General features: G+C 53.7%; 12 protein-coding genes. 3 read left to right on the top strand and 9 right to left on the bottom strand.

What is annotated here, in order from left to right; genetic code table 11:
- Positions 1 to 165 precede the first annotated feature (165 nt).
- From AC3WT9_RS25715 to AC3WT9_RS25685, 7 genes are all read right to left on the bottom strand, one after another.
- Complete coding sequence (locus tag AC3WT9_RS25715; RefSeq protein ID WP_341377396.1) at positions 166 to 3,288, bottom strand: GAP1-N2 domain-containing protein; 3,123 nt, start codon at positions 3,286 to 3,288, stop codon at positions 166 to 168.
- Positions 3,285 to 4,547, bottom strand: a complete 1,263-nt coding sequence (locus AC3WT9_RS25710; protein ID WP_038586374.1) for a hypothetical protein — start codon at positions 4,545 to 4,547, stop codon at positions 3,285 to 3,287. The genes AC3WT9_RS25715 and AC3WT9_RS25710 overlap by 4 nt, the downstream gene beginning before the upstream one ends.
- 671 nt (positions 4,548 to 5,218) lie before the next feature.
- The gene (locus AC3WT9_RS25705) at positions 5,219 to 5,854 is read right to left on the bottom strand and encodes a beta-mannanase (RefSeq protein ID WP_341377395.1); all 636 of its coding nucleotides are present in this window, start codon (positions 5,852 to 5,854) and stop codon (positions 5,219 to 5,221) included.
- A 63-nt stretch (positions 5,855 to 5,917) separates the two neighbouring features.
- Positions 5,918 to 7,195 (bottom strand): vWA domain-containing protein, encoded by a 1,278-nt coding sequence (locus tag AC3WT9_RS25700; RefSeq protein WP_341377394.1) that lies wholly within the window; start codon positions 7,193 to 7,195, stop codon positions 5,918 to 5,920.
- 423 nt (positions 7,196 to 7,618) lie between these two features.
- On the bottom strand, positions 7,619 to 10,024 hold the full coding sequence (locus AC3WT9_RS25695) for a transcription initiation factor TFIID (RefSeq protein ID WP_341377393.1): 2,406 nt from the start codon (positions 10,022 to 10,024) through the stop codon (positions 7,619 to 7,621).
- 4 nt (positions 10,025 to 10,028) lie between these two features.
- A complete protein-coding gene (locus AC3WT9_RS25690) occupies positions 10,029 to 13,418 on the bottom strand; it encodes a tubulin-like doman-containing protein (protein WP_341377392.1) in 3,390 nt (1,129 codons plus the stop codon).
- Positions 13,419 to 13,487: 69 nt separating this feature from the next.
- Positions 13,488 to 15,239 (bottom strand): vWA domain-containing protein, encoded by a 1,752-nt coding sequence (locus AC3WT9_RS25685; RefSeq protein WP_492408213.1) that lies wholly within the window; start codon positions 15,237 to 15,239, stop codon positions 13,488 to 13,490.
- 285 nt (positions 15,240 to 15,524) lie between these two features.
- On the opposite strand from AC3WT9_RS25685, the gene AC3WT9_RS25680 reads away from it, so the two are divergent.
- The 3 genes from AC3WT9_RS25680 (at position 15,525) to AC3WT9_RS25670 (ending at position 18,486) form a co-directional block, all read left to right on the top strand.
- Entirely contained in the window at positions 15,525 to 15,677 is a 153-nt protein-coding gene (locus AC3WT9_RS25680; protein ID WP_341089989.1) for a hypothetical protein, read from the top strand.
- The gene (locus AC3WT9_RS25675; protein WP_341377391.1) at positions 15,670 to 16,593 is read left to right on the top strand and encodes a hypothetical protein; all 924 of its coding nucleotides are present in this window, start codon (positions 15,670 to 15,672) and stop codon (positions 16,591 to 16,593) included. Before AC3WT9_RS25680 ends, AC3WT9_RS25675 begins: the two co-directional genes overlap by 8 nt.
- Positions 16,594 to 16,695: 102 nt before the next feature.
- Positions 16,696 to 18,486, top strand: coding sequence for a hypothetical protein (locus AC3WT9_RS25670; RefSeq protein WP_341377390.1), 1,791 nt, complete (start codon positions 16,696 to 16,698; stop codon positions 18,484 to 18,486).
- Positions 18,487 to 18,583: 97 nt separating this feature from the next.
- Here AC3WT9_RS25670 and AC3WT9_RS25665 read toward each other — a convergent pair whose 3' ends face one another.
- Together AC3WT9_RS25665 and AC3WT9_RS25660 are read right to left on the bottom strand one after the other, a co-directional pair.
- A complete protein-coding gene (locus AC3WT9_RS25665; protein WP_341377389.1) occupies positions 18,584 to 18,943 on the bottom strand; it encodes a DUF6468 domain-containing protein in 360 nt (119 codons plus the stop codon).
- Between the two features lie 282 nt (positions 18,944 to 19,225).
- Entirely contained in the window at positions 19,226 to 20,230 is a 1,005-nt protein-coding gene (locus AC3WT9_RS25660; protein ID WP_341377388.1) for a phosphotransferase, read from the bottom strand.
- Positions 20,231 to 20,281 lie beyond the last annotated feature (51 nt).

The raw sequence follows: 20,281 nt of genomic DNA, 5'->3' as shown, positions 1-20,281 counted from the left end.
ATTTTCAATATACAGTCCACATTAGAGGGAGAGAATCCCTTTACAGGGTGATCCGTCATAACCAACGCCGGAGCTCTGTGAAAGAAGAAAAATCCTGAACACGCATCTGCCCTGCTCTCTCCGGGCAAAACATGCGGTTCAGGATTTTTGTCTGTTTATATCACTTTACTCAGGAGCCTCGGTTGCTGCTCCGCCATCATCCGTAGGCGTTGCAGTTGCAGTCGCAGTTGCAGTTGCAGTAGGCTGGGCACTCGGTGTAGGGGTTGCCGTAAGTGCTGGATCCGACTGCAGAGTCAGCTTATAATCGCCCGCGATGATCATGTTGCCCTCGGCCAGCTTAGCCCCCGGTTCCAGATCCACAGTGACTAGGTACGAAGCTCCCCCGGTCTCTCCCGGCGAAGGCGCGGATGACACAGCCGGGGACGCGCCGGCTTCTGTTCCGGCGTTCGCGTTCCCGGTCGCGCCGGCCTCTGTTTCGGTGTTCGCGGTCCCGGACGCGCCGGCTTCTGTTCCGGCGTTCGCGGTCCCTGTCGCGCCGGCTTCCGTTCCGGCGTTCGCGGTCCCTGTCGCGCCGGATTCCGTTCCGGCGTTCGCGTTCCCGGTCGCGTCGGCTTCCGTTCCGGCTGACGCATCCGGCGTTGCCGTTCCACTGCCGCCGTTCATGCCGGCGGCCCCCGCATCCGGCGACGGAGCGAGACACCGGCTCGACGTCGCCGTGACCTTGTAGACCTCCGGATCCCCACCGGAGGCTGCTACACTGATCTCCGCCGGAGTAAAGGCGGTGCATTCTTCAGCGTCAGCAAAGGTGAATACCAGTCTGCTGCCCGCGCCTTCTCCGCTGCCGCTAAGATACACGGCAGCAGGCGGGTGGCCGCCGTCCGGTGCTGCGCTGCCCTCCGGCAGAGCCGTGTCCGGGCTGTCCGGCCGCAGCAGGCTGATGGCGATAATAACGCCAATCAGTACGATCCCCAGAATGGAGCCGGAGATCAGGAGTTGAAATCGGCTGCGGCTAACCCACCGCGCCAGCGGCGAAGCCAGCTGGGAGCGGGCTTCGTTATATACATTTTGCAGAGCAGGCCCAGCAGCGGAGACATAGCTTTTGCGGAAATCCCTGCTCTTGAAGGCTTCACGGTCGCTGTTCAGGAAATACTTTAGAATCGCCCGGCGGTAGCCCGGGTATAGCTTCTTCTTCGACACCGTGAACAGCCGGTTGTTCTGTGACCAGGCCAGGAAACGGTATACCGTTTCTTTGTCGCCGTCCGCTTTGCGCTTCACCAGATCCAGCAGCGCATCATAATCCAGCGGGCCGCTCTCGCGGTCACTATTGTGATAGAAAGCGAGCGGCAAGCGTTCGAACGGCTCCACACTTCGTGATTCCTTCAGCCACCGCCGTCCGAGCAGCTGTACATCATCCAGCTCCTTTGGTGACAATCCGGCAAAAAGTTCCTCATCAGGACTCTCCTCCCCGAACCAGCGGTAGGCAGCGCGTAGCGCATTGGATTTTTGCCTGCTGATGGAATCAAGCGGCGGCTGCCAATCCGCCGTATCCCGGTAGCGCAGGAACGAAATCTCCAGCAGCTGCTCCTGTGTCAGCTCGCTGAGCGATACACGGTTCAGCAGGAAGCGGTCCGCTGCCGCCATCAGCTCCTTCAGCAGCGAAAGCGCCTCAGGGTTGAACCCGCTGCCTCTGCGGCGCTCTTTTTCCGCCTTCTCTACAGAGTCATGAATTGAGGCCACCGCCGCAACCGGATCTTTGTCACGCTGCAGCTTCTCCAGCAAATAATCGCTGATTGTATCACGGACAAACGACTGCTGCAGCGCCTCTGGAAGAAACCGGCCCCAATGGGCGACAAACCGTAAAATTTCAGACGATTGCGCTGCAGCAGCCAACCGGGATTCCATATACGGTTCCAGCAGCGCCTTGCGGAAAATAGGCTGGGCCAGCACTCTTTTAAAGAAAGCTGCACTCAGCTCGTCATTGCTCTCGATGATAGTGTAAGCCGCCGCCAATGTATCATCCCGGTCCGCAGACCGGGCATTCAGCATACCGTTGATGAAATAATCGACCACTTTGACCCGGTAATTATGGCCCTTCAGCACAAAATACTCCATAAAACGCTCCATAATCTCCGGCTGAGGAATCCCCTTTTTGCGGATCAGGTCATACTCACGGTCGAAGCGCTCCAGGAACATATCGTTCAGCCGTACCCGGGACTCCAGCGCCCCCTCCGGCTTGAGGTAGGACAGCAGGCCGCTGAGCACAGCATTTTTGTTGTCCGTGTACAAGCTTTCATTGCCCTGCTCAATCTCATAAAAAACCGCCAGCTCATTATAAAGCGCCAACTGCAGCTTGCGGTCCACGTTCTCACCGGGCAGCAGCGAATCAGCAAACCGGGCAAAGTCATCTAAGCTGCCCTTGTTCTTCAGCGTTTTCCATACCAGATCGGCATAAGGCTGCTGCGAGTCAGCGAAATCGGCATTCAGGGTCCGGCCCGAAGCCAGATCGAAGATAAAATCCTTCTCGATACTGCGGTCCCCGGGACGGAGCGATCCTTTTTCTACAAAGGTAAGATCGATATATTTGCGGCTTTTTGGCTCGTTTGCATAGGTGAGTACCCCTAGCCTGCGGCGGAAATCATACGGCAAAGCCCCGTAAATAATCTCCGTAAGCTCCAGCGCCCGCTGCGATAGCTCTGCGATGGGAACATCGAGGGCAACATAACTTTTTTTCTTGCTTGCCACAGAGATCATGACCGCCTGCAGCAGCGCCTTGAACAATGCTTCGCTGAACCCGAGACTGCCCACCACCGTTAGCGGATCAGCCTGTCCTTCACGCTGTAGGGCCGGAATATCGGCCAACTCCGGCAAGGTTCCTCCAAGCTCTCCTTCATAGCTCCCGGCAAAATCAGCATGCAGCCAATCCCCATAGCTCTGAATAATTTCCTCGGCGCGTGTCGGAGGCACTACAAAGTTATGGGCAAAAAAAGCACTCCGCTGCCCGGTAAAATCAGTCGCCTGATAGCGGCTTTGCCCGATCACCGTGTCGTTTGTTTCCGTATGGAATAAATGCAGCGCGGCCGGATACAGCTCCTCATTTTTTTCGCCGCGCGCCGCCAGCTCAGCCGGGGCATCATAAAGGCAGAAAGGATGAATGATTTTTTTGACAAAATTATTGTCCAGGCTCTCCGACTTCGCTACAGTATCGAATCCTTCGGTTGCCCGGTATACGCCCCGCCGCTCGCGGGTATACATTTGCTGGGTGATCCTGGACCCTGAGAATCTGTTCACGGCCCGTCGCTCCCCTCAATATAGTTCAGCTTATGCAGCAACCAGATAAACGGCTCGTCCACACGGATCGGGCTGACGACACCCTCTATCTTTTGGTTGACCGGATTGCTGCCCAGCGCGGAGACGGCAAAATACCCCGTATTGGCAAAATACACATCCATCGTATCTTTGAACGGACGGTCTACCTTGCCGATAAAGCGGCGGATTTCACCGTCGATGTTCTGGAATTCATCCAGGTTCAGCGTGTTGCGGTGCACATAGTTGTTGAATACATTGCTGTTGGACTTGATGTAGTCGCCATCTTCATCCTTCAGCGAATGCAGCATGTCGCTTTTGGCAAGCACGACGGCCGTCGGGATATCGGTCTTGCTCTTCTCCTGGTAGGCGATGAAATCGCCGAACATCGTCAGCACCACATCACGCGGCTCATCATACTGCGAGACCCATTCCCCGGGACGGTCGCCGTAATTAATCTTGATCTTCTCCCGGATAGAGCGGATCTGCAAGGGATCGACCATGAACAGGATTCCCGCGGAGTTCTTGATATGCTGGCCATGCAGCCCAAGGTAATCCTGATCGACCATGCCTTCACCGGCAACATCGAAGAACACCAGTGTCAGCGGCGGCTTCTCTTCATCCTTGAACACAAATTGAAAAATAAACGGCTCCTGCATCTTCTCCTTCTGTGTTGAGGCCAGCAAATCGCCGCGCTCAAACAGCGGTTCTTCGTACAGGGTGCGGAACTTGCGGCTGATTTCAGCATTCAATGGCATGCAGGCCGCGTCGAAATGCCCAGCAGTCGTATGCTGCAGTGTATGGATCAGCGAGGTCATGTACACCGACTTCCCGACCTGGGAGGCGCCGATGATCGAGATAATGTTGCTTGGCACCTTGCCGGCGGTCACGGGGAGCTCGTTATGGCAGGACGGGCACAGCCGTCTGCGCGTAAGCACACCATAGCGGTCGGTGAGACCGGTCAGCACATGATCGGTATAGTGGTGATATTCCTCGGGAATATCAGCCGGATTAAGCACAGCCTCCATATCATCGACAGTATCGAGGCCGAAACGCTCACGGTATTTATTCAGTGCATCATCTTCGCCGAGCGCATAATTCTCATCATCCTCACGGCTGTGCATGGCCCGAAAAACAACGTCCTCCGGCGAAAACTTGGTGAAGCAGTACGGACAGACAATATCATAAAAAAGCGGCCGCGCCTGCGGCTGATTTTTCTTCTTAAATCGGCTGAAAAAAGACATCTCTCATCCTCCTAAAAGTTCTGTCTGCATCACTTGTTAGTAAGTGCCTACAAAACTAAGTTCCAACAATTTGATCTGCTATGACCTGATGTAGTCTAATCTACTGTAACTGCTTCGCTTTACTCTACTCTACTCTTCTATTCTCTGCTCTGCTCTGCTCTTCACTTCTCTTCACTTCTCTACACTTCTCTTCTCTTCACTTCACTTCACTTCTCTTCACTTCACTTCTCTTCTCTACACTTCTCTGTCTCGCTCTGCGTCCGCATGCAGCTTAATGATAACTGCACTTTGTACAGCTATATCAACGCTCAGGCCCACCGCTCCAGCTTTACCTGCACTTTGTGCAATTATGGAAGAGCGAATGGCATACTTTATCAGCTTTCCCGAAATATAGATGTACAAAATACAATTAAACCTGCCTAGTAGGAGAAATCGATCGTTTTAGTTGCACGAAATGCAATTACTGCCACTTCAGACTCCAAAAAGCAGGCCGTTCAGACTTACTTATAATCTAACAAACGCACGCACCACAGACATATGAAGCTTTTACCTCAAGATCTCAAGATACTTACGATCCAACAAATACGCGCACCAGACGTACGAAGCTTACACCTAATGATGCTTATAATCCAAGCAAGCTGCGGACTCATAATTACAAGCTCAACACCGGATTACTCAGGCACCATCTCATAATACAACCCGTACTTGCGGCCATCCGTGAAAAAGATGCGTACAAAATCCTCCTTGCCGATTTCAATCGGCGGAAGAACGCTTCTCCCGGCGGGGAAATCCTGCACAAACGGAAATAGGATGCCGTCCTCTTTAGAAGCCGGATGCCCGCCCCGTTTCTTGACATAGCACAGTACATCCTTCGCCACCGGCACTTCGGCGGAAATCGTCATATGTACTGTTTTCAGCTTGCCGAACAGTGCTTTTTTCTGCTGGATGGAATAATAAATCCGCGCCTTGCCTGCACTGACCAAGGCACGGTTCTCGCCATCCGGCTGGCGCACCAGCAGCGTCTCTCCGTTCTCGGTGAGCCGGACAAATATGGTATACACCACCTGGCCGATATCATCCAGCCTGTCGCGGTATCCATTATTCGCCTTGTACTCCTCGCGCGTATACAGCTTCATGCCGGAGGGCGGAAGCTCTCCGCTATCCGGCGCTTCTGTAGACGCCTTGTGAATACAGACCGCCTGCACGCCATCCGGCCAGCGCCATCGCAGCGTACAGAACCGGTCCTCCACCCGGGAAACCACATCCGCAATAACCGGCGTGGAGGAATGAGCCTCGGCGTACCTCATGACTGTAAACTCCTTTCACTATCCCTATCGTTTGGCATGTTCACTACCCTGCTGTCCATACTTTTAGAATCCCTTGCTGCCCCTGTTTCTGCGCGGTGATTGGAAGCTCTCCGATGACGGTGCTGAGGCTGCAGCATTTCTTTCACCTCTGCGGGATAATCGTCCCTCCCCAACCGGCACAACAAAGGTGAACAAGGAGATAATCGCAGCCAGAACAAGCAGGGCGATCAGACGGATGATTGCATCCCAGTAAGAATGCCCGCTGAGGCCGAATTCAAGGATCAGTCCGGCGGATAGACCGGACACTGCGCCGCCTACTCCAAAGCTTTTTGCGAGGTGGCGGTTATCGAACACAATACCAAGGCCAACGCCCAGAGTTATGCCGATCAGCATAAGCGCCAAAATACGAACCACTGCATAATACGGGCTGTCGGCGGTCGCATCACTGCGCTCAGTGAGCAAGGTCCGGTCTCCCAAGCGGTCATAAATTTGCTGGAACACATCACCCAGCCGATTCGCATCGGTAACATCATAATATTGCCCTCCGGTGACGGAGGCGATGTCTAGCAACAAATTGGAGCCGGATGTATCGTCCAGCGCCAGTCCAATAGTATTAACCGCGATGCCGCGCTCCACGTACTCGTTGAGTTCCGTAGCGGTATTGAACTGACTGAATCCGTCGGACAGCAGGATTACCATTGCTCCGCGGCCGGCTTTGTCGTCACTGTTAATAACATTCATAGCTTCTGTAAGTGCACCGCTGATATTCGTCCCGCCCTCCGTCGTCTGCAAACTGCTGATTACAGCCGATACTTTCTCACGGTTCGCTGAACTGGAGAGTGAAATCAACGGCTGAACAACCGAAGACTCGTCGCTGAAAGTTACTACAGCTACCTGATTATCTTCGTCCATCTGCCGCACCAGCGTATCCGCAGCCGCATAGCGGCTGTTGTCTGGATCACTCTGCATCATACTGCCGGAGTCATCGATGACCATTACGACATTTTTGATCGGCTTGATTCCGCCGAAGTTCAGTTCGTACACAAACTCTGTTAACACGCCTACCCCAAGCATCAGAACGAGCGTCAGCGGGAGCAGCTTCCAGGACAAGCCCAGATAACGCTGCTTCCAGGACAAGCCGTTCAGCCTTGGAGAGATCATCTCCGCAATCAGACAGCCAAGCCCAACCCCAAGCGCCACAATGGCAAAATAGATTCCGACAAGCACAATCGACGGCAGGTCATAGGGCCTGCGGCTAAGCAGCAGCTCACCGAGAACAAAGGCCACTCCACCGCCCAGCAGGCTGAAGAAGAACAGGAGCAGATTGATTTTTCGCTGCATCGTTATTCATCCTTTCCGGGAACACTTAAAATTTGATATTTATAATTACCGGAGCAGCCAGCCGGTCATGCTGTTGGCATTCTAATCCATGGCAAAAACGGCGGCGAAGGAACTCCCTTTGTTTATTGTAATGATACTCAATGAGCCTGGCTATGAAATTACAGTATTAGTAAGTGGAAACGGCTTCGCCGTCCTCAAAAGGACGGTATCCGTCTCAGCGAGAAATTTCATTCCGCGCGAATTGGGGATTCTCCCCGGTAGAGCCTATCCAAGCAATTAATTACAGCCACCGGTTCAGCTTCAGTAGTCTGAGCCAGCAATTACACTGACGGAGGGACCGCGGCAATCAGCAGACCGTCACGGCATCCGGGCCCCTCTCCAACCTCTACCTTCGCACACAGCCGTCCATTCTGTGCCTGTACCTTATCGCAACTCCGGGAGCTGCTCAGCTTCAACGCCATGGAGCCGGTAGCCGCTTGTGGCGTAGGTCTCATAGTAGACCTTGCCATTGCGGTAATAGAGCAGGTCCTCCAGATGGAAACCGCCCATCAGGTTCAGCTTCTCGACTCCGCTCCGGCGCTGCTCATGCACAAAGCCGAGCCGGTAGATGCGGGTCGTCTCGTCTGCACCGAAGGCGTAGCGCAGGAACTCGGATCCACTGTCGCCGAAGAAATATTTCTCCTCATGCCGGTGCTCCTGCGTATATTCGAACAGGCGGACATTGATGTTCGCCTCCTCTTCCAGGCTCCGGTACAGCCGCTTGAACAGCTCCTCCTTGGACACGATCTCGCGGTTCTCATAAGCCGCCGCGACATTGGCCCGCCTCAGCAGCTCTTCCTCAAAAGGCAGCGCGAACGGCTCTGCCGCCAGCAGTTCCCTACGGCAGATCTCAATCAGCCGTTCCGCGACTGCCGCTCCGCCTTGCTTGAGCAATTCCGAGAGGCTGCCTATAAAGCGCTCGCTGAAGAAAATGCCGGCACCACGGTGCGCTTCCATGTCCTTCATGACCTCTTCCGTGACGGTACGGTAATACTCCATAATGTTCCGGTCCACCGTCTCGTTGCTGCGGCCGATACTATTCAGCGCAAGACTGCGCAGCTCTTCCTCCAGCGCCTCCATCGTCTGCACCTTAGCCTTGCTCTCCAGGTGCAGCTGTTCCAGCGCGGCATCATATCGGAGGCAGAGCGCAAGCTCGCTCTCGAGACGCAGAATCTCATACTGTCCGCCATAGACCCGTTCAAATAAATAATGAATGAAATTGCGCACCGTCCGTTTGTCCAGCAGCGGCACCCGCTGGAACGGCTGGCGCTCCACGCTTTCCGCGTAGAGCCGCTCCAGTTCCTCCTGTGCGGAGGATAACGCCGAGCGCAGGCCGTTCATATGCTGGCGCAGCGCATGCAGCACACTGCCGCCGGCTTCGCCCTGCCCGGCGGTCCATTCCGCCAGCTGATAGAACGTCACTGGCGGAACAGCCGTCTCCTGGGCCGCCAGAACAGCGGCCCATTCACGGGCAGGATTTACGGCGGCTGTGCGCCCGGCGGATACCTCCGCAAAGTTGCGGCGGAAATAAGACTGCCCGCCGTCACCGAAGAGCAGGTCCTCCGCTTCGCGCAGCGAGAGCTGCTTCAGTTCGCTGAAGGACGGTCGTCCGTGGCTCATCAGCCCGGTCATTTCCGCAATTCCGGCTTCATCCGGCAGCAGTGCCGCCGCACGTTCACGCAAGGCCTCCGGGTTTAGCCCAAGCAGCGACTGCCGCTCACGCAGACTCCATGCAGCGCCGCCTCCGCGCAGTTCGTCCGCAAGATAGCGGAAAGCGTGGTACAGCACCGTCAGCGCAATCTGCTTATTGGGTCTGCGAACGGCGGAAAAGCCGGCGGACGCATACCCCTGCCTTCCCGTACTGCCCCTGATGCCGCTCTTAAAGGTCATATTGTTATAGCCGCCATGTCCGGTGGCATGGTCCGTGGAGGGTCGCACCCGGTTCTTCAGCAGGCTGATATGGGCGATAATCTCATAATTATCGTCCATGCCATGTGGGGACATCATCCCCCGCTCGTTCTTGTCAGAGAGCAGATAGACGAGATCGAACAAGGCGGAGGGGCCATGGGCGACCGGAATGGACAGCCCTTCTTCGGTTACAAGCAGCGGCGCTTTGAACGTATAATCCGTAAGCTGCATCCCGTCCAGCTCACGCAGAAAAGCCAGCCCTACCGAACTGGAATAACCGAAATTCTCCCCCTGCTCCCGCTCGTTGATCAGGGCGTAAAGATCGGTCTGCACCGACTTGAACGACTGCCCGAGCACTGCGCGGGCCAGCAGGGCAACTTCCGGCAGCAGCACATTAAGCGGGTCATCGACCCGCGTAATGATGGACAAATGGATGACGTCAAAGGAAGAATACAGCCGCCCATAATCCGCTATGCTGTTGCCGAGCTGCCGGAGGGTCCGGTTCATCCCAGCCAAATAACGGCTGTCTTCGTGAAATTCGCGGTAGATGTCATGGCGGACCGTGCGGGGATCGCGCCCCGCCGTTTCCGGCAGGGCCATGCTCATCACCCGTTCCCTTTCGCCTTCACCACCCTGCATTTGACTGTGGTCCTGTTCCTTGCCGCCTGCAGGCGCTGCATGCAGTGCCATTACGCCGCCGGCATTATCCCATTTCCGTTCGCAGCTGTCCAGCACCGGTCCGATGGCCGGTGATACCTTGTCGCCCAGGAACAGAAACAAGGCCGGGTAATGGATGCTGCTGCGTCCATCCCCTTTGCTGCGCTGCGCCTCTTCCTGCGCCGCATATTGCTGGGCATAACTTAATGCTTGTGCTTTAATCATAGGCTTACTTCAGCTTTCTGCGGATGCTGCCAAGCTTGCCGGTCAGGCTCTTGTAGAAGCTGTACATTTCATCGCCGTCTGCATGCTCCACCCGCTCATATTCCAGACTGTCACGCGCCTCCAGGAAGGAGACATACATGCCTTCCAGCTTGTAGAGCAGCGGGGTGACATCCTCCGCAGCGGTCATTTCACCGGCGCGGCGGGCCGCCTTGCGCAGCAGCAGACTGCGGCTCTTCTCATCCAGCGAGCGGAAATGGCGGTATACCGCATACTCCACATAGCTGCGTTCCTTCATTAAGTTGGCGAAGGGTTCCCAGGCATCTTCGTCCTCGTCACGGTCATAGACGTAAAGCGCGCCTTTTTTGGTGATCGTGTCGGTGTACAGGGCTTCGATGAACTGATCCAGCCATTTGTCTTCGTCGATATATTGATGCAGCAGTGCCTCAAGCTCAGCCGCCTTCGCGGTCAGCGCCTCGTACTTCGCCAGCTCTTCACGCACACGGGTAATCAGCTGCGGGGAACGGATCAGATTCTCCTGGGCCAGTTCTTTATTAATGCTGCCAAAAATATCCTTGATCCCTTCGCGCTCCAGCCCATTCTGGCGCAGCGCCTTCAGCTCATCGGTTGCCTTCTTCACTTCACCGAGATTCGGACGCGAGGAGTCAAGCTGCAGATCATAGCCGCTCAGGAATTTAGCCAAGTCGAACGGCTTGGTGAACACGACCGAAAACCGGCTGCTCGTATTTTCATCCAGCCCTTTTTCGATAACAACTCCGCTCTCCAGTGCTTTCGCGAAATCCGCGCGGACTCTGGCGTTGTAATCACGCACACGGGCGTTGACATAGGTATCGCCCCATGATTTTTCCGGAATCGGGGACGGCAGGTAGGTCCAGTTGTTCTTGTCAGTCATCACCAGGTGGCGGCCGATGCCTTCCTTGTCGAGAATGGTCCGCTCATAGTTCTCCTCGAACACCCGCAGCGGCGTATACACAAACAGCGGTACCCCATTGCGCGTATTCAGCCAGAAAATCCGGTTCTTCACCTGGCTTTCCTTGATCGTAAACTGCGATTTGCCCAGCGCATTATTCTGATAATTGCGGATTCCCTTCAGGATGCCCGGTGCCTTAACCGGCACAGATACGAATCCCCACGACGGGAAGTGCAGGCTGCCGGAGCTGTTGCTGAGATGGAAAATCGGCACGGCGTCCTCATCCAGGCGTCCGGCGATAATCCGCTCCACGAACTTATCCAGCGGCTCCTCGCGGCCGTATTTCATAACCAGGAAGTCCTCCATCGAACGGGTAATGAGATCGCCGAACTTATCGCTCAGGAATTCGGAGATGGAACGCACAATGTCGATCTCCTGCTCTTTGACCCAGCGGCCGGAATGCTTCAGCATTTCCCGCGTGAAGTCACGGATCAGGTCATCGCCGTCCTTCTGGTCCATTACCTTCGAGATCGTCGCCGAAATATCCGGCACATTGACGATATTCCAATAGTAAGTTTTGTTGCCTTTATGGTCGGCCTGCTCTTCACCGTTAATCAAAATATCGCCGTTTTTCTCAAAGATCGTGCTGAGCGCACTGAGAATCTCCGTAAACACGCCGTAAATCCGGTTGTTTTCTTCATTCAGAAGCTCAAACAGGTCCTCGTAGAATTCGATCATCTGCTCCGTGCGTTCCACATCGGCATGCAGCCAGTACTCGTTGATTTTGGCTTCGATATAGGCGTTTTTCTTCTTTTCCTTGGAGACAAAAGCGCTCCGCGCATCGCCCAGCTTCTCCTCCGCACTCTCCTGCGCCGTCTCGATATCGCGCGGAAGTCTCAGCAGGCTCTCGCGCAGCGCTTCGATATAGGACTGGATCAGCTTCAGAATACAGAAGCCCTTCTCGGTATAAAGCAGGCGAGAGACATAAAACGGTCCCTGCTCAGGATGAAGGAAGATACGCTCCAGCTCCTCACCGAAACGTCCGGTGATTTCGCCCGGCAGCTGCTTCTTGGCCTTGATATATTCTTCACGCGCCCGGGACAGGAAGTTCTGCTCCAGCTCCGTATCCATATCGACGACCTGGTTCTTGATCACATTGGCATGGCCCAGACGTTCACTGTTCTGGTAACCGGGCAGCGGCTCGGGTACGCGAGATTCAAAGGTTTTGATCATGGTGTCGAGGTCGATGCCCAGCTTGCGGGCCAGCTTCTCCACATCCTCCTGCCCCGGTGCCTGCTGGAACATCTTGTCCATCTTGTCAAACAGGCGGAAAGCCAGATAGGTGGTCATTTCCTCAATCGGCAGAACGGCGGAAGAGGCCCCGATGATGTTGTATTCATAGTTGGCCGGATAGGTCTTGTTCATCTGCGCAATGTTCGTGCGGATGTTGCTGATATAGTCGTGGATCGCAAATTCCTCACCCGACTGCTTTTCCTCGCTGGCCATAAAGTTCGTGATATTCTCCGCGGTTACATTCATGCAATAATCGTAGGCGTTCTCCAGCAGCTTGCCTTCGGTGTTAGTCGCCGAGATCAGATGGCACAGATTGAACGGAGGCAGCGGCGAATTGACCGTCAGTATATTGCCGTATTGCTGGCGGAACCGTTCACCCCGGCTGTCCACATTCATCCAGTAATCCAGCTCTTTGAGCGCCGCATACCCGTTCTTGCGGATATATTCGCGTGTATGCTCGCTGAGGCTCTTGTTTGCCAGGTTCACGTCCGGCGTGAACAGATATCCCAGTGTGTTCACCCGGTCAACACCGGCCGCGCCGTAGTCGCGTTCTATAATCCCGCGCACGATATAAGCAATATCAAGGAACGAGCCGCTTCCTGTTCCCCCGGACAGACCGGTGAGCAGGAATACCATCAGCTTCTTGCTGGTGCCGACGGACAGCGTCTTGATCTTCTTGTCGATGGCGCCCACAACCTGGTTGATCTTCGTAAACAGCAGCAGCCGTCCAGCCTGGCGTACTCCTGCGGCACCGTTCATTCCGTCGGTAATACTCAGCTCCGGTGACAGCCATTCTGTAATATACGGGTCGAGAATGCTGCGGTTCTGCAGCAGTCCGCCGATCTCCGCATTGGCCAGCAGCACAAATTCATTCTGCGGATCGAGGCCGATGCCTTTGTATTTTTTACCGCGGTCCTGCTCATTGGTCTCAAATGCCAAAAACTCCACATTGTCCGGCTTGTCGCGTTTCTTCTTGGAGAGCGGATCTTCCGGCAGCTTAAAACGGCGGTTGATCTGGTATTTCAAGCGCAGCAGGGCATCAATGCCCGTGCCGCCGAGGCCGATGATCAGGATCGGATTATCGATCGTGTCTACTCTGATTTTGTCGCTGACGATCCCTCCGCCAAGCGATACATCCAATTGCTGAATATGCTCTCTCACTACCGGTTTCATAGGTTTTCCCCCTAGTCAATTTGCAAAATTCCAGTTACAGGAACTCCCCATACCACTAACTTCTCAGCCTTATATTAAATACTCCAGCAAAATCGTCTTATCTACCGTCTGCAGCGCCACGGAAATACGGTCGCCGCTCTTCAATTCTAGTCCGCGCGAGGTATCGGCCACACGCCCCGATCTTTCCACGGATATGCCTTCCCCGCCGCGCAGCAGCAGGCGGTCATTCTTGCCCGGTGTGAAGACGAGCTTCTCGCTCTCCTTCAGTTCAGGTGCCAGCTGCAGCAATTGGTGAAGGCTGAATTTCCCCCGGAACGCCGACAGCTTCTTATACTGTGGATAGGTCTTCTCTCCGGTATTCCCGTCGAGTACCTCTACCACCATCTGCCCTACAAAACCTCGGGTCGAATTCTTGCGCAACAGCCAGAATGCAACAGCCGCAGCGAGCAGCAGCACGACGCCCCCAATGATTAAATACAGCGTCTTTGAGGAAGACTTCTCCAGAGCAGGTTCTTCCCCACCCGGCTTTGTTCCCGCTGCCGGTGTGTTTGTAGCAACCGTCCCCGTTTTGGCGTTGATCTTGAGCACGTCGCTCTCACGGTAGAAGCTGCTCTCCTCCGCCCGGACCTTCAGCTCATACTCATGGCTGTCCTTGAGTTCAAAGGTGCCTTTGAAGACCGCTGCGGAGTTATCCAGCGGAATCTCCTGCACATCGCCTGTATCCAGATCCGTGGCGAGCAGTACCGCCTTCATATCTTGATACAAATTACTGAGCGTTACCTGAGCACCATTGCTGAACAGGTGCGAGAAAATCTCAACTTTATCGCCCTTCTTGTAAGTTGCGGCGGAAGGCAGCGCATCGATCTTAAGCTCCAGATCATAGTTGAATACGAGATTGATATCGATCTTATCCTTCGGCACACCCTTCACCTGGAGCTTCCAATCCCCCTGCTCCGGTGAGATCAGCTTGATCAGGCTATAGCTGCTCGATTTGGACAGCAGGACATCGTCCGACGGGATAGCTATAGATTTTCCCGAAGGATCCGTCAGCTTCGCAGTAACCGGCTGGGAGGACATAATGGAGATATTCGCTTCCAGCACACTGCTGTTAGGAACATTGACCGTAACAACCTGATAGCTCCCGTTCGCCGTAATCGACTGTACAGGCACGACCTTCAGCTTCAAATGGCTGGCAAAAATTTCACTCAGGATCTGCGGCAGATCATCGGCCGAATCCGTTGTGAATGCCTTGCCGCCTGTCTTGTCAGACAGGCCTGCCAGAATTTCTTTATTCAGCTTGCCATCAGCATTGAGCCCTATAGTATAAACCGGGTATCCTTTCTGCTTGGCTGTTTCTATGGCTGCATCCAGTTCCTGATCCGACTGGCTCTGGGTCCGGCCGCTCGACTCATCCAGATCATTGTTGCCGTCAGCCAGCATGACGATCATTGGCTCATGACCCGGGTCGCTGCCGTTCTCCAGCACCTTGACGGCCTCTTCCATCCCTACGGCGATATCCGTATATGGTCCGCGGCTTAAACCGTCGATGAAATCCTTGAGGTCCTGCTTATCACCGGCAGAGCTGATTTGCAGCAGCGCCTTCTCCCGCTGCACCTTATCAGTGTAGGCTACGATACCAACCTTGTCGCCTTGGGCAGACAGCATATCTATAAACATTTTCATCGCTTCGTTCGCGATCTTGTTCTTGTCACTCTTATTCATGGAGTTGCTGACATCAATCAGCAGTACAGCGTCAATATGAGATGGCGCGGCAGATGTTGCAGCGCTGGCCTGCAATGACGCAAAGGGCGCAGCGGCCATGAACAGAATCAGCAGCAGTAAAGGTACAATACGCTGCAGCATCGTTGGGCTTGTTCTAGGGTGATGATGTGTACGAAGCATAAAGATGGCTCCTCTTGTGTTATATTCGGGTTATGCGGCAGGGTAACGGTATAGCTAAAATCTGTAAATAGTATGCCATTATGATATAATTAAACCTTGTAAACTTCAACTTTAGGACCGCAGGACCGGCAACCGGATGCATAGAATCGTCATTCTATCCGCCCCTCCGGACCGCTATGCTTCCAAGAAGAAAGGAAGAGTTCCATGATTTCATACGTCATTCTCGGGATTATGTTTCTATATGCCGTAATTCAGATCTCCTTGTATGCTTCACGCCAGCGCAAACCGCTTACCCGTGACGACATTGACGAGAAGCTGCTGGCCGCACTGAATGGAGGCGATCCTGCCCGTGAATAAGAAGAAACCCGTAACATTCCGGCCTTTCAAAGCTCCGCGTTATGCGCATGACAACCTGCGTGTCTGCCGCCATTGCGGCCGTTATACCGCACTGGGCGAAGAGCGCTGCGGCAAATGCGGACGTGCCGCCCTGACTCCGGTGGAGAAGCAGGCCACCTCCATCGCCGGACGGAAAATGCACACCCGCCTGCTGCTCATCCTGCTGCTCACCCTGGTCTCGGTCTATTTCGGCGAGAGCTTGCAGCAGATGGTGCTGTGCGCTGCCGGAGGAGTCGTTCTAGCCGGACTTCTATTCTATACGCAGCGGAAGGTAAGGCAGAACCAGAATCTTTATGCCCTCAATGAACTGCTGGGACGAAATATCATTAACATCAAGGAGGGCCTGGAAATCAACCGCCAGGAGGCTGTATCCGTACTGCGCGAGAATGATGTGCTGGCCTACGAGAAGCTGCGCGAAATTTCCATCCTGCTGCGCGGTGACCGGATTGCCCGCCAGCGTATTGCCCTGCTGCACGGCTTCCAGCTGCGTAAAGATATGTACCTGGAGCTTGAACAGCTGCTGCTAAAGGACTTTGAGCCGCTGCTCGCAGAATATATCGGCGAAATCGCCAAGGTCCGGCCTGACCTTATCAAAGACCGTACGCTGCGCTATGTGAAGAATTATGAAGCTCAGATTCTTGAAATGGATAAAGGTGCAGCCATCCTGGCCGGTGTCGCCGGAGCGGCTGTACGCCTGAAGCGTTATGCGCTGCTCTACTCCGGAATGATCGGAAGATACATACAGGATCTGCCCAAGGACCGTTTCCTGCGTTTATCCAGGCTGATCTCCGCCAGCCCCTACGAAGCCTGGAACGGCCTGGATCTTAAGGTCGCGGAAGTCCGTGAAGCCAAATACCGGTGGGACCCTGAATCTTGAGTAAAGTACTGCAATATTTAATAGTACTTTAAACAAGAAGAAGCGGCTGCACCGTCCAAAGTCAGGATGGTACCGGCTCCGCGAGAAAGGGGCTACTATAATATGACGTTTAAACAAGCCATATCCCTGCGGAATATATTGATCATTTTGTGTACATTCATCCTTGTTCTGCTTGGACAGAAGGCATTTAGAATCGAAGACAAGATTCAGGCCGTGAATGAAGGCGACCGGCTGTATGCCGCCGGCGATCTGATCGCCGCAGAGAACCAGTACCGCCTGGCAGCCGCGAATCCTTCTATCCTCTATAAGGAAGAAGAGGTTGCAGCGAAGCTCAAGGAGCTGGCTCCCATAACAGCGATTCGCAGCGGGCTCAAGACACTGGTATTAAAAGTGTCACAGCAGCTGGATACAAAGGATTTCACCGGATTCATGGAGAGTTATGCTGCTTTGCTTAGCCTAAAAACTGAGTATATGCAGCCGGGAGGGTCTTATGAATCCTATTATCGCCAGTTGTCGGCGGATTCAGGCCTTTCCGGCCAGTTCTCAGCCGGGTTCCAGCAGTTCAAGAGCCAGTTTCTTACCGAACTGGGGGCCAGTCAAAGCGGCAGCGGCAATGAAGACAGCGGGGACAACTTCAAGTGGAATCTGCTGCGGATTCCCGATGCCTTTTATGGAGGGAGCGCAGCCAAGGAGAAGCTGCTGGCCGGGTCCTTCCAAACTCATGATACGGTTAAGCTCAAGGAGCTGGCGGCGGCCGGAAGCTTCGATGCTCTGCTGGATTCCGCCTTGTCCATGATGGATGCCTACAAGAGCCACACTTATAATGCCTCATGGGTACATGAGCAAGCTGAGGCCAGTGCAAAGAAGATGCTCGGCGGCGATCTGGACAGAGATTCCTATGCCGCCTTTACCGGGCATGCCGTAAGCTACCGCAAATATGCTGCCTCTGCCGGTATTGATTCATCCAAGGTGCTTACGTTAATAGACAGCAGCTTAGCGAAGCTGATGAAGAGCGCCGCACGTTTGGTCCGCGGCGGCCAATATGCTGAAGCGATCCAGCTGTACAGCGACCTCACCGGACTTCAGGACACTACAGAAGACATTGCCGCCGCCAGGATCGCCTGGAATGCTGCGGAGCCTGTCCGCCTGCTGCCGGGCGGTGAGGAGCAAGGTAAATATTCCCATGTTGTCTCCGTCACCGGAAGATACAGAGCCAAAGTCGCCGTAGCCGGAACAGACAGCAGCGGAGTCCTCTACTTTGCGGATATGAGCGAGGACGGGATTGTCTCGACAAGGACCGGTGAAGTCATCGCGGGCTTCGAGAATCTCCGCAGTCTTGCTTTTGATGATACGCTGTCAGCCCTCTCCGAAGTGCCTGTGGTCGTCGCCGAGAGCAGCCGTAAGGATGGGCGCACCTCTTTTACCGCCTATCTGATCAAGCCGGAGGGAATCTCCCAGCTCTTCTCGTTTGCCGGAAGCAGCTATACGCTGCAGCCTGATGATGATGCTATTTTCGTTGAAAATGCAGTTGTAGAAAATGGTGGAGACGGCCTGACCGCGGTATACCGATTAACAGAGGGCGTCTACCAGTTCTCCGAGATTCATCAGGAACAGGAGTATCCACTGACTTCTGCCGCCGAGCTGGAGCTTCATCTGTTTGAGAAGGTTTCTCTGAATTGCGACATCTATATTGATTCTTCAGGCAGATCATTAGCTAACTCCAATGGACGTCTTATTGTCCTTCAGGGAAATACCGGCTCCATAACGGGGCTAGCCCTGGTGAGCGGTCAGTTCCTGAACAGTTTCGAATACGTGGAGACAGATACAGGAATGCAATACTTGCCCGTGTTCGTGGCAGACTCCTTGGGAAGCATGAGCATAATCCTCCCTTAAGCTGCGAAAAATATTTCTATTAAAAAGACGTAAGAAAGTAACGGAGGATTGCCGTTAGTCTCTTACGTCTTCTTTTTCGGGGATTGTTCAAAAAATTCTATGATCGCCAAACAGATGCAGCCTTCTTACGGCGTGCTGCGCTCCCGCTTCCTACTTTTCTTTTCCGGTTCAGCAGACGTTTATAACGCTTCTGCGTATACAGAACATCGGCGGCCGACGTAATCGTTTCCTTAACCTCGCCGAGCACCTCTGTGGTCTCCTCTACGGATGCCTTTATCCGCTGCACCTCGGATTTCACGCGATCTGACCGCATTTTCGCCTCATCCATAGTCTCCTGAATATTGGCCTTGATCTCATCCACCGGCTCCTTTAAGCCGTCCACCGAATGTTTGACACCATCCAGCGACTGCTTCAAGCCGTCGATACTTTGCTTAAGTTCTTTCAGCGGATTACCCAAACGTATCCCTCCTAATTTCCCTCTATATAAATTGAACTTATAATTCTTCTATTTTGGATTGGCGTGACTCCAGAGAATGTTTGGACTTCCGGCCGCTGTTAGGTTTGGATTTCCTGAATTTAACCGCGAATCGCGGTAGAAATCCAAACCTAAAGGCGGACGCTATCGCTCCTCCAGTTCCAAAATTCCCCTCCGCCACTTTTCCCTAAATACAATTCTCAAGTTCAATCTATATAAGTAATACTTACCCAGAACGGTTAAGGAGGATTCACCGCCTGCTGCTTATGAACTGAATAAAGGCTGAGTCACCATCTTCATGTATTTTAGCAAATCCGCTTTTGCCTGTTCATTATGCTCCCACACCCCAAGGTTCCAGCACATAAAACGAAGCCCCAGGTATCGGGAAGCTATGGAGAACAGCTCTGCATAACGTGGCTCTGGAATGTCTAAGCCGAAATTACCCAGATAGGTCCGGTAAGCACCGGCCTGCTGCAGGCTGCCGCACCGCATCGGAATGTCCATGAACAGTGAGCCATAGCGGGCTTCCTCCCAGTCAATAAAAAATACGTTCTCATTGTTATACACCAATACATTACCGGGATTAAGATCATTGTGGATCATCGTATGAGTACTTGCATCATTGATCACAGCAGACATCTCCTCAACGATACCATCGGCGGCTTCCTCTATTCCGGAGATGATATCCAACCCAAACGTCCTCTCAAATGCCGGATTGTCCTTAGCGATATTCCACGAATATCTCCATTGTTCATTGATTATTTCTGCAATATAGGCCTCATCAACCATAGGCAGCCACGGCAAATCTTCCCTGCATCCCATATTGGCCCGATGAATATAGGCCAGCGCTAACATTTCTCTGTCCTGAATGGGTGCAATATCCAGCTTGGCGTAATCGGTATCAACGTCCACGTCCTGAATAACTAGCAAACTGCGGCCCTCGTTCAGCGGATGGTTCGATAAGCTGTACGGCACATTCGCTGCCTGTGAATATAATCTGGACAGTGCCGACCGCTCAATAAAGGTGGCTTGCTTGGAATACAGGTAGATGCCCGGTACCTCAAGAGAGATAGTTGTTGTTGTTCCGGTGGGATCGGTTTCATTTCCAGCTGTCATTTTCCAATTTATTGTATGCCGCGACAATCCAACTGCTTGTGATCCCGCGCCTACAGGAATATTCTCAATACCCAGTACTTGAATATCCGGGGAAATGAAGCAGTATATTGTATCTTTTATCAGTTCGGTCAATTTACTGTTATCTATACTCATAGGTCATCTTCCTTTGCAACGAATACAATTGCGATAATCATGAACAAATGC

Source organism: Paenibacillus sp. EB106-06-01-XG199, assembly GCF_058791575.1.
Note: the sequence above shows the minus strand (reverse complement) of the source record. Positions and strands in the feature narration are given on the sequence as shown.

Excerpts from the sequence above, each read along its gene's own strand:
- AC3WT9_RS25710 (WP_038586374.1), bottom strand. The coding sequence starts at position 4,547 with ATGTCTTTTTTCAGCCGATTTAAGAAGAAAAATCAGCCGCAGGCGCGG.
- AC3WT9_RS25705 (WP_341377395.1), bottom strand. The coding sequence starts at position 5,854 with ATGAGGTACGCCGAGGCTCATTCCTCCACGCCGGTTATTGCGGATGTG.
- AC3WT9_RS25700 (WP_341377394.1), bottom strand. The coding sequence starts at position 7,195 with ATGCAGCGAAAAATCAATCTGCTCCTGTTCTTCTTCAGCCTGCTGGGC.
- AC3WT9_RS25695 (WP_341377393.1), bottom strand. The coding sequence starts at position 10,024 with ATGATTAAAGCACAAGCATTAAGTTATGCCCAGCAATATGCGGCGCAG.
- AC3WT9_RS25690 (WP_341377392.1), bottom strand. The coding sequence starts at position 13,418 with ATGAAACCGGTAGTGAGAGAGCATATTCAGCAATTGGATGTATCGCTT.
- AC3WT9_RS25685 (WP_492408213.1), bottom strand. The coding sequence starts at position 15,239 with ATGGCCGCTGCGCCCTTTGCGTCATTGCAGGCCAGCGCTGCAACATCT.
- AC3WT9_RS25680 (WP_341089989.1), top strand. The coding sequence starts at position 15,525 with ATGATTTCATACGTCATTCTCGGGATTATGTTTCTATATGCCGTAATT.
- AC3WT9_RS25670 (WP_341377390.1), top strand. The coding sequence starts at position 16,696 with ATGACGTTTAAACAAGCCATATCCCTGCGGAATATATTGATCATTTTG.
- AC3WT9_RS25660 (WP_341377388.1), bottom strand. The coding sequence starts at position 20,230 with ATGAGTATAGATAACAGTAAATTGACCGAACTGATAAAAGATACAATA.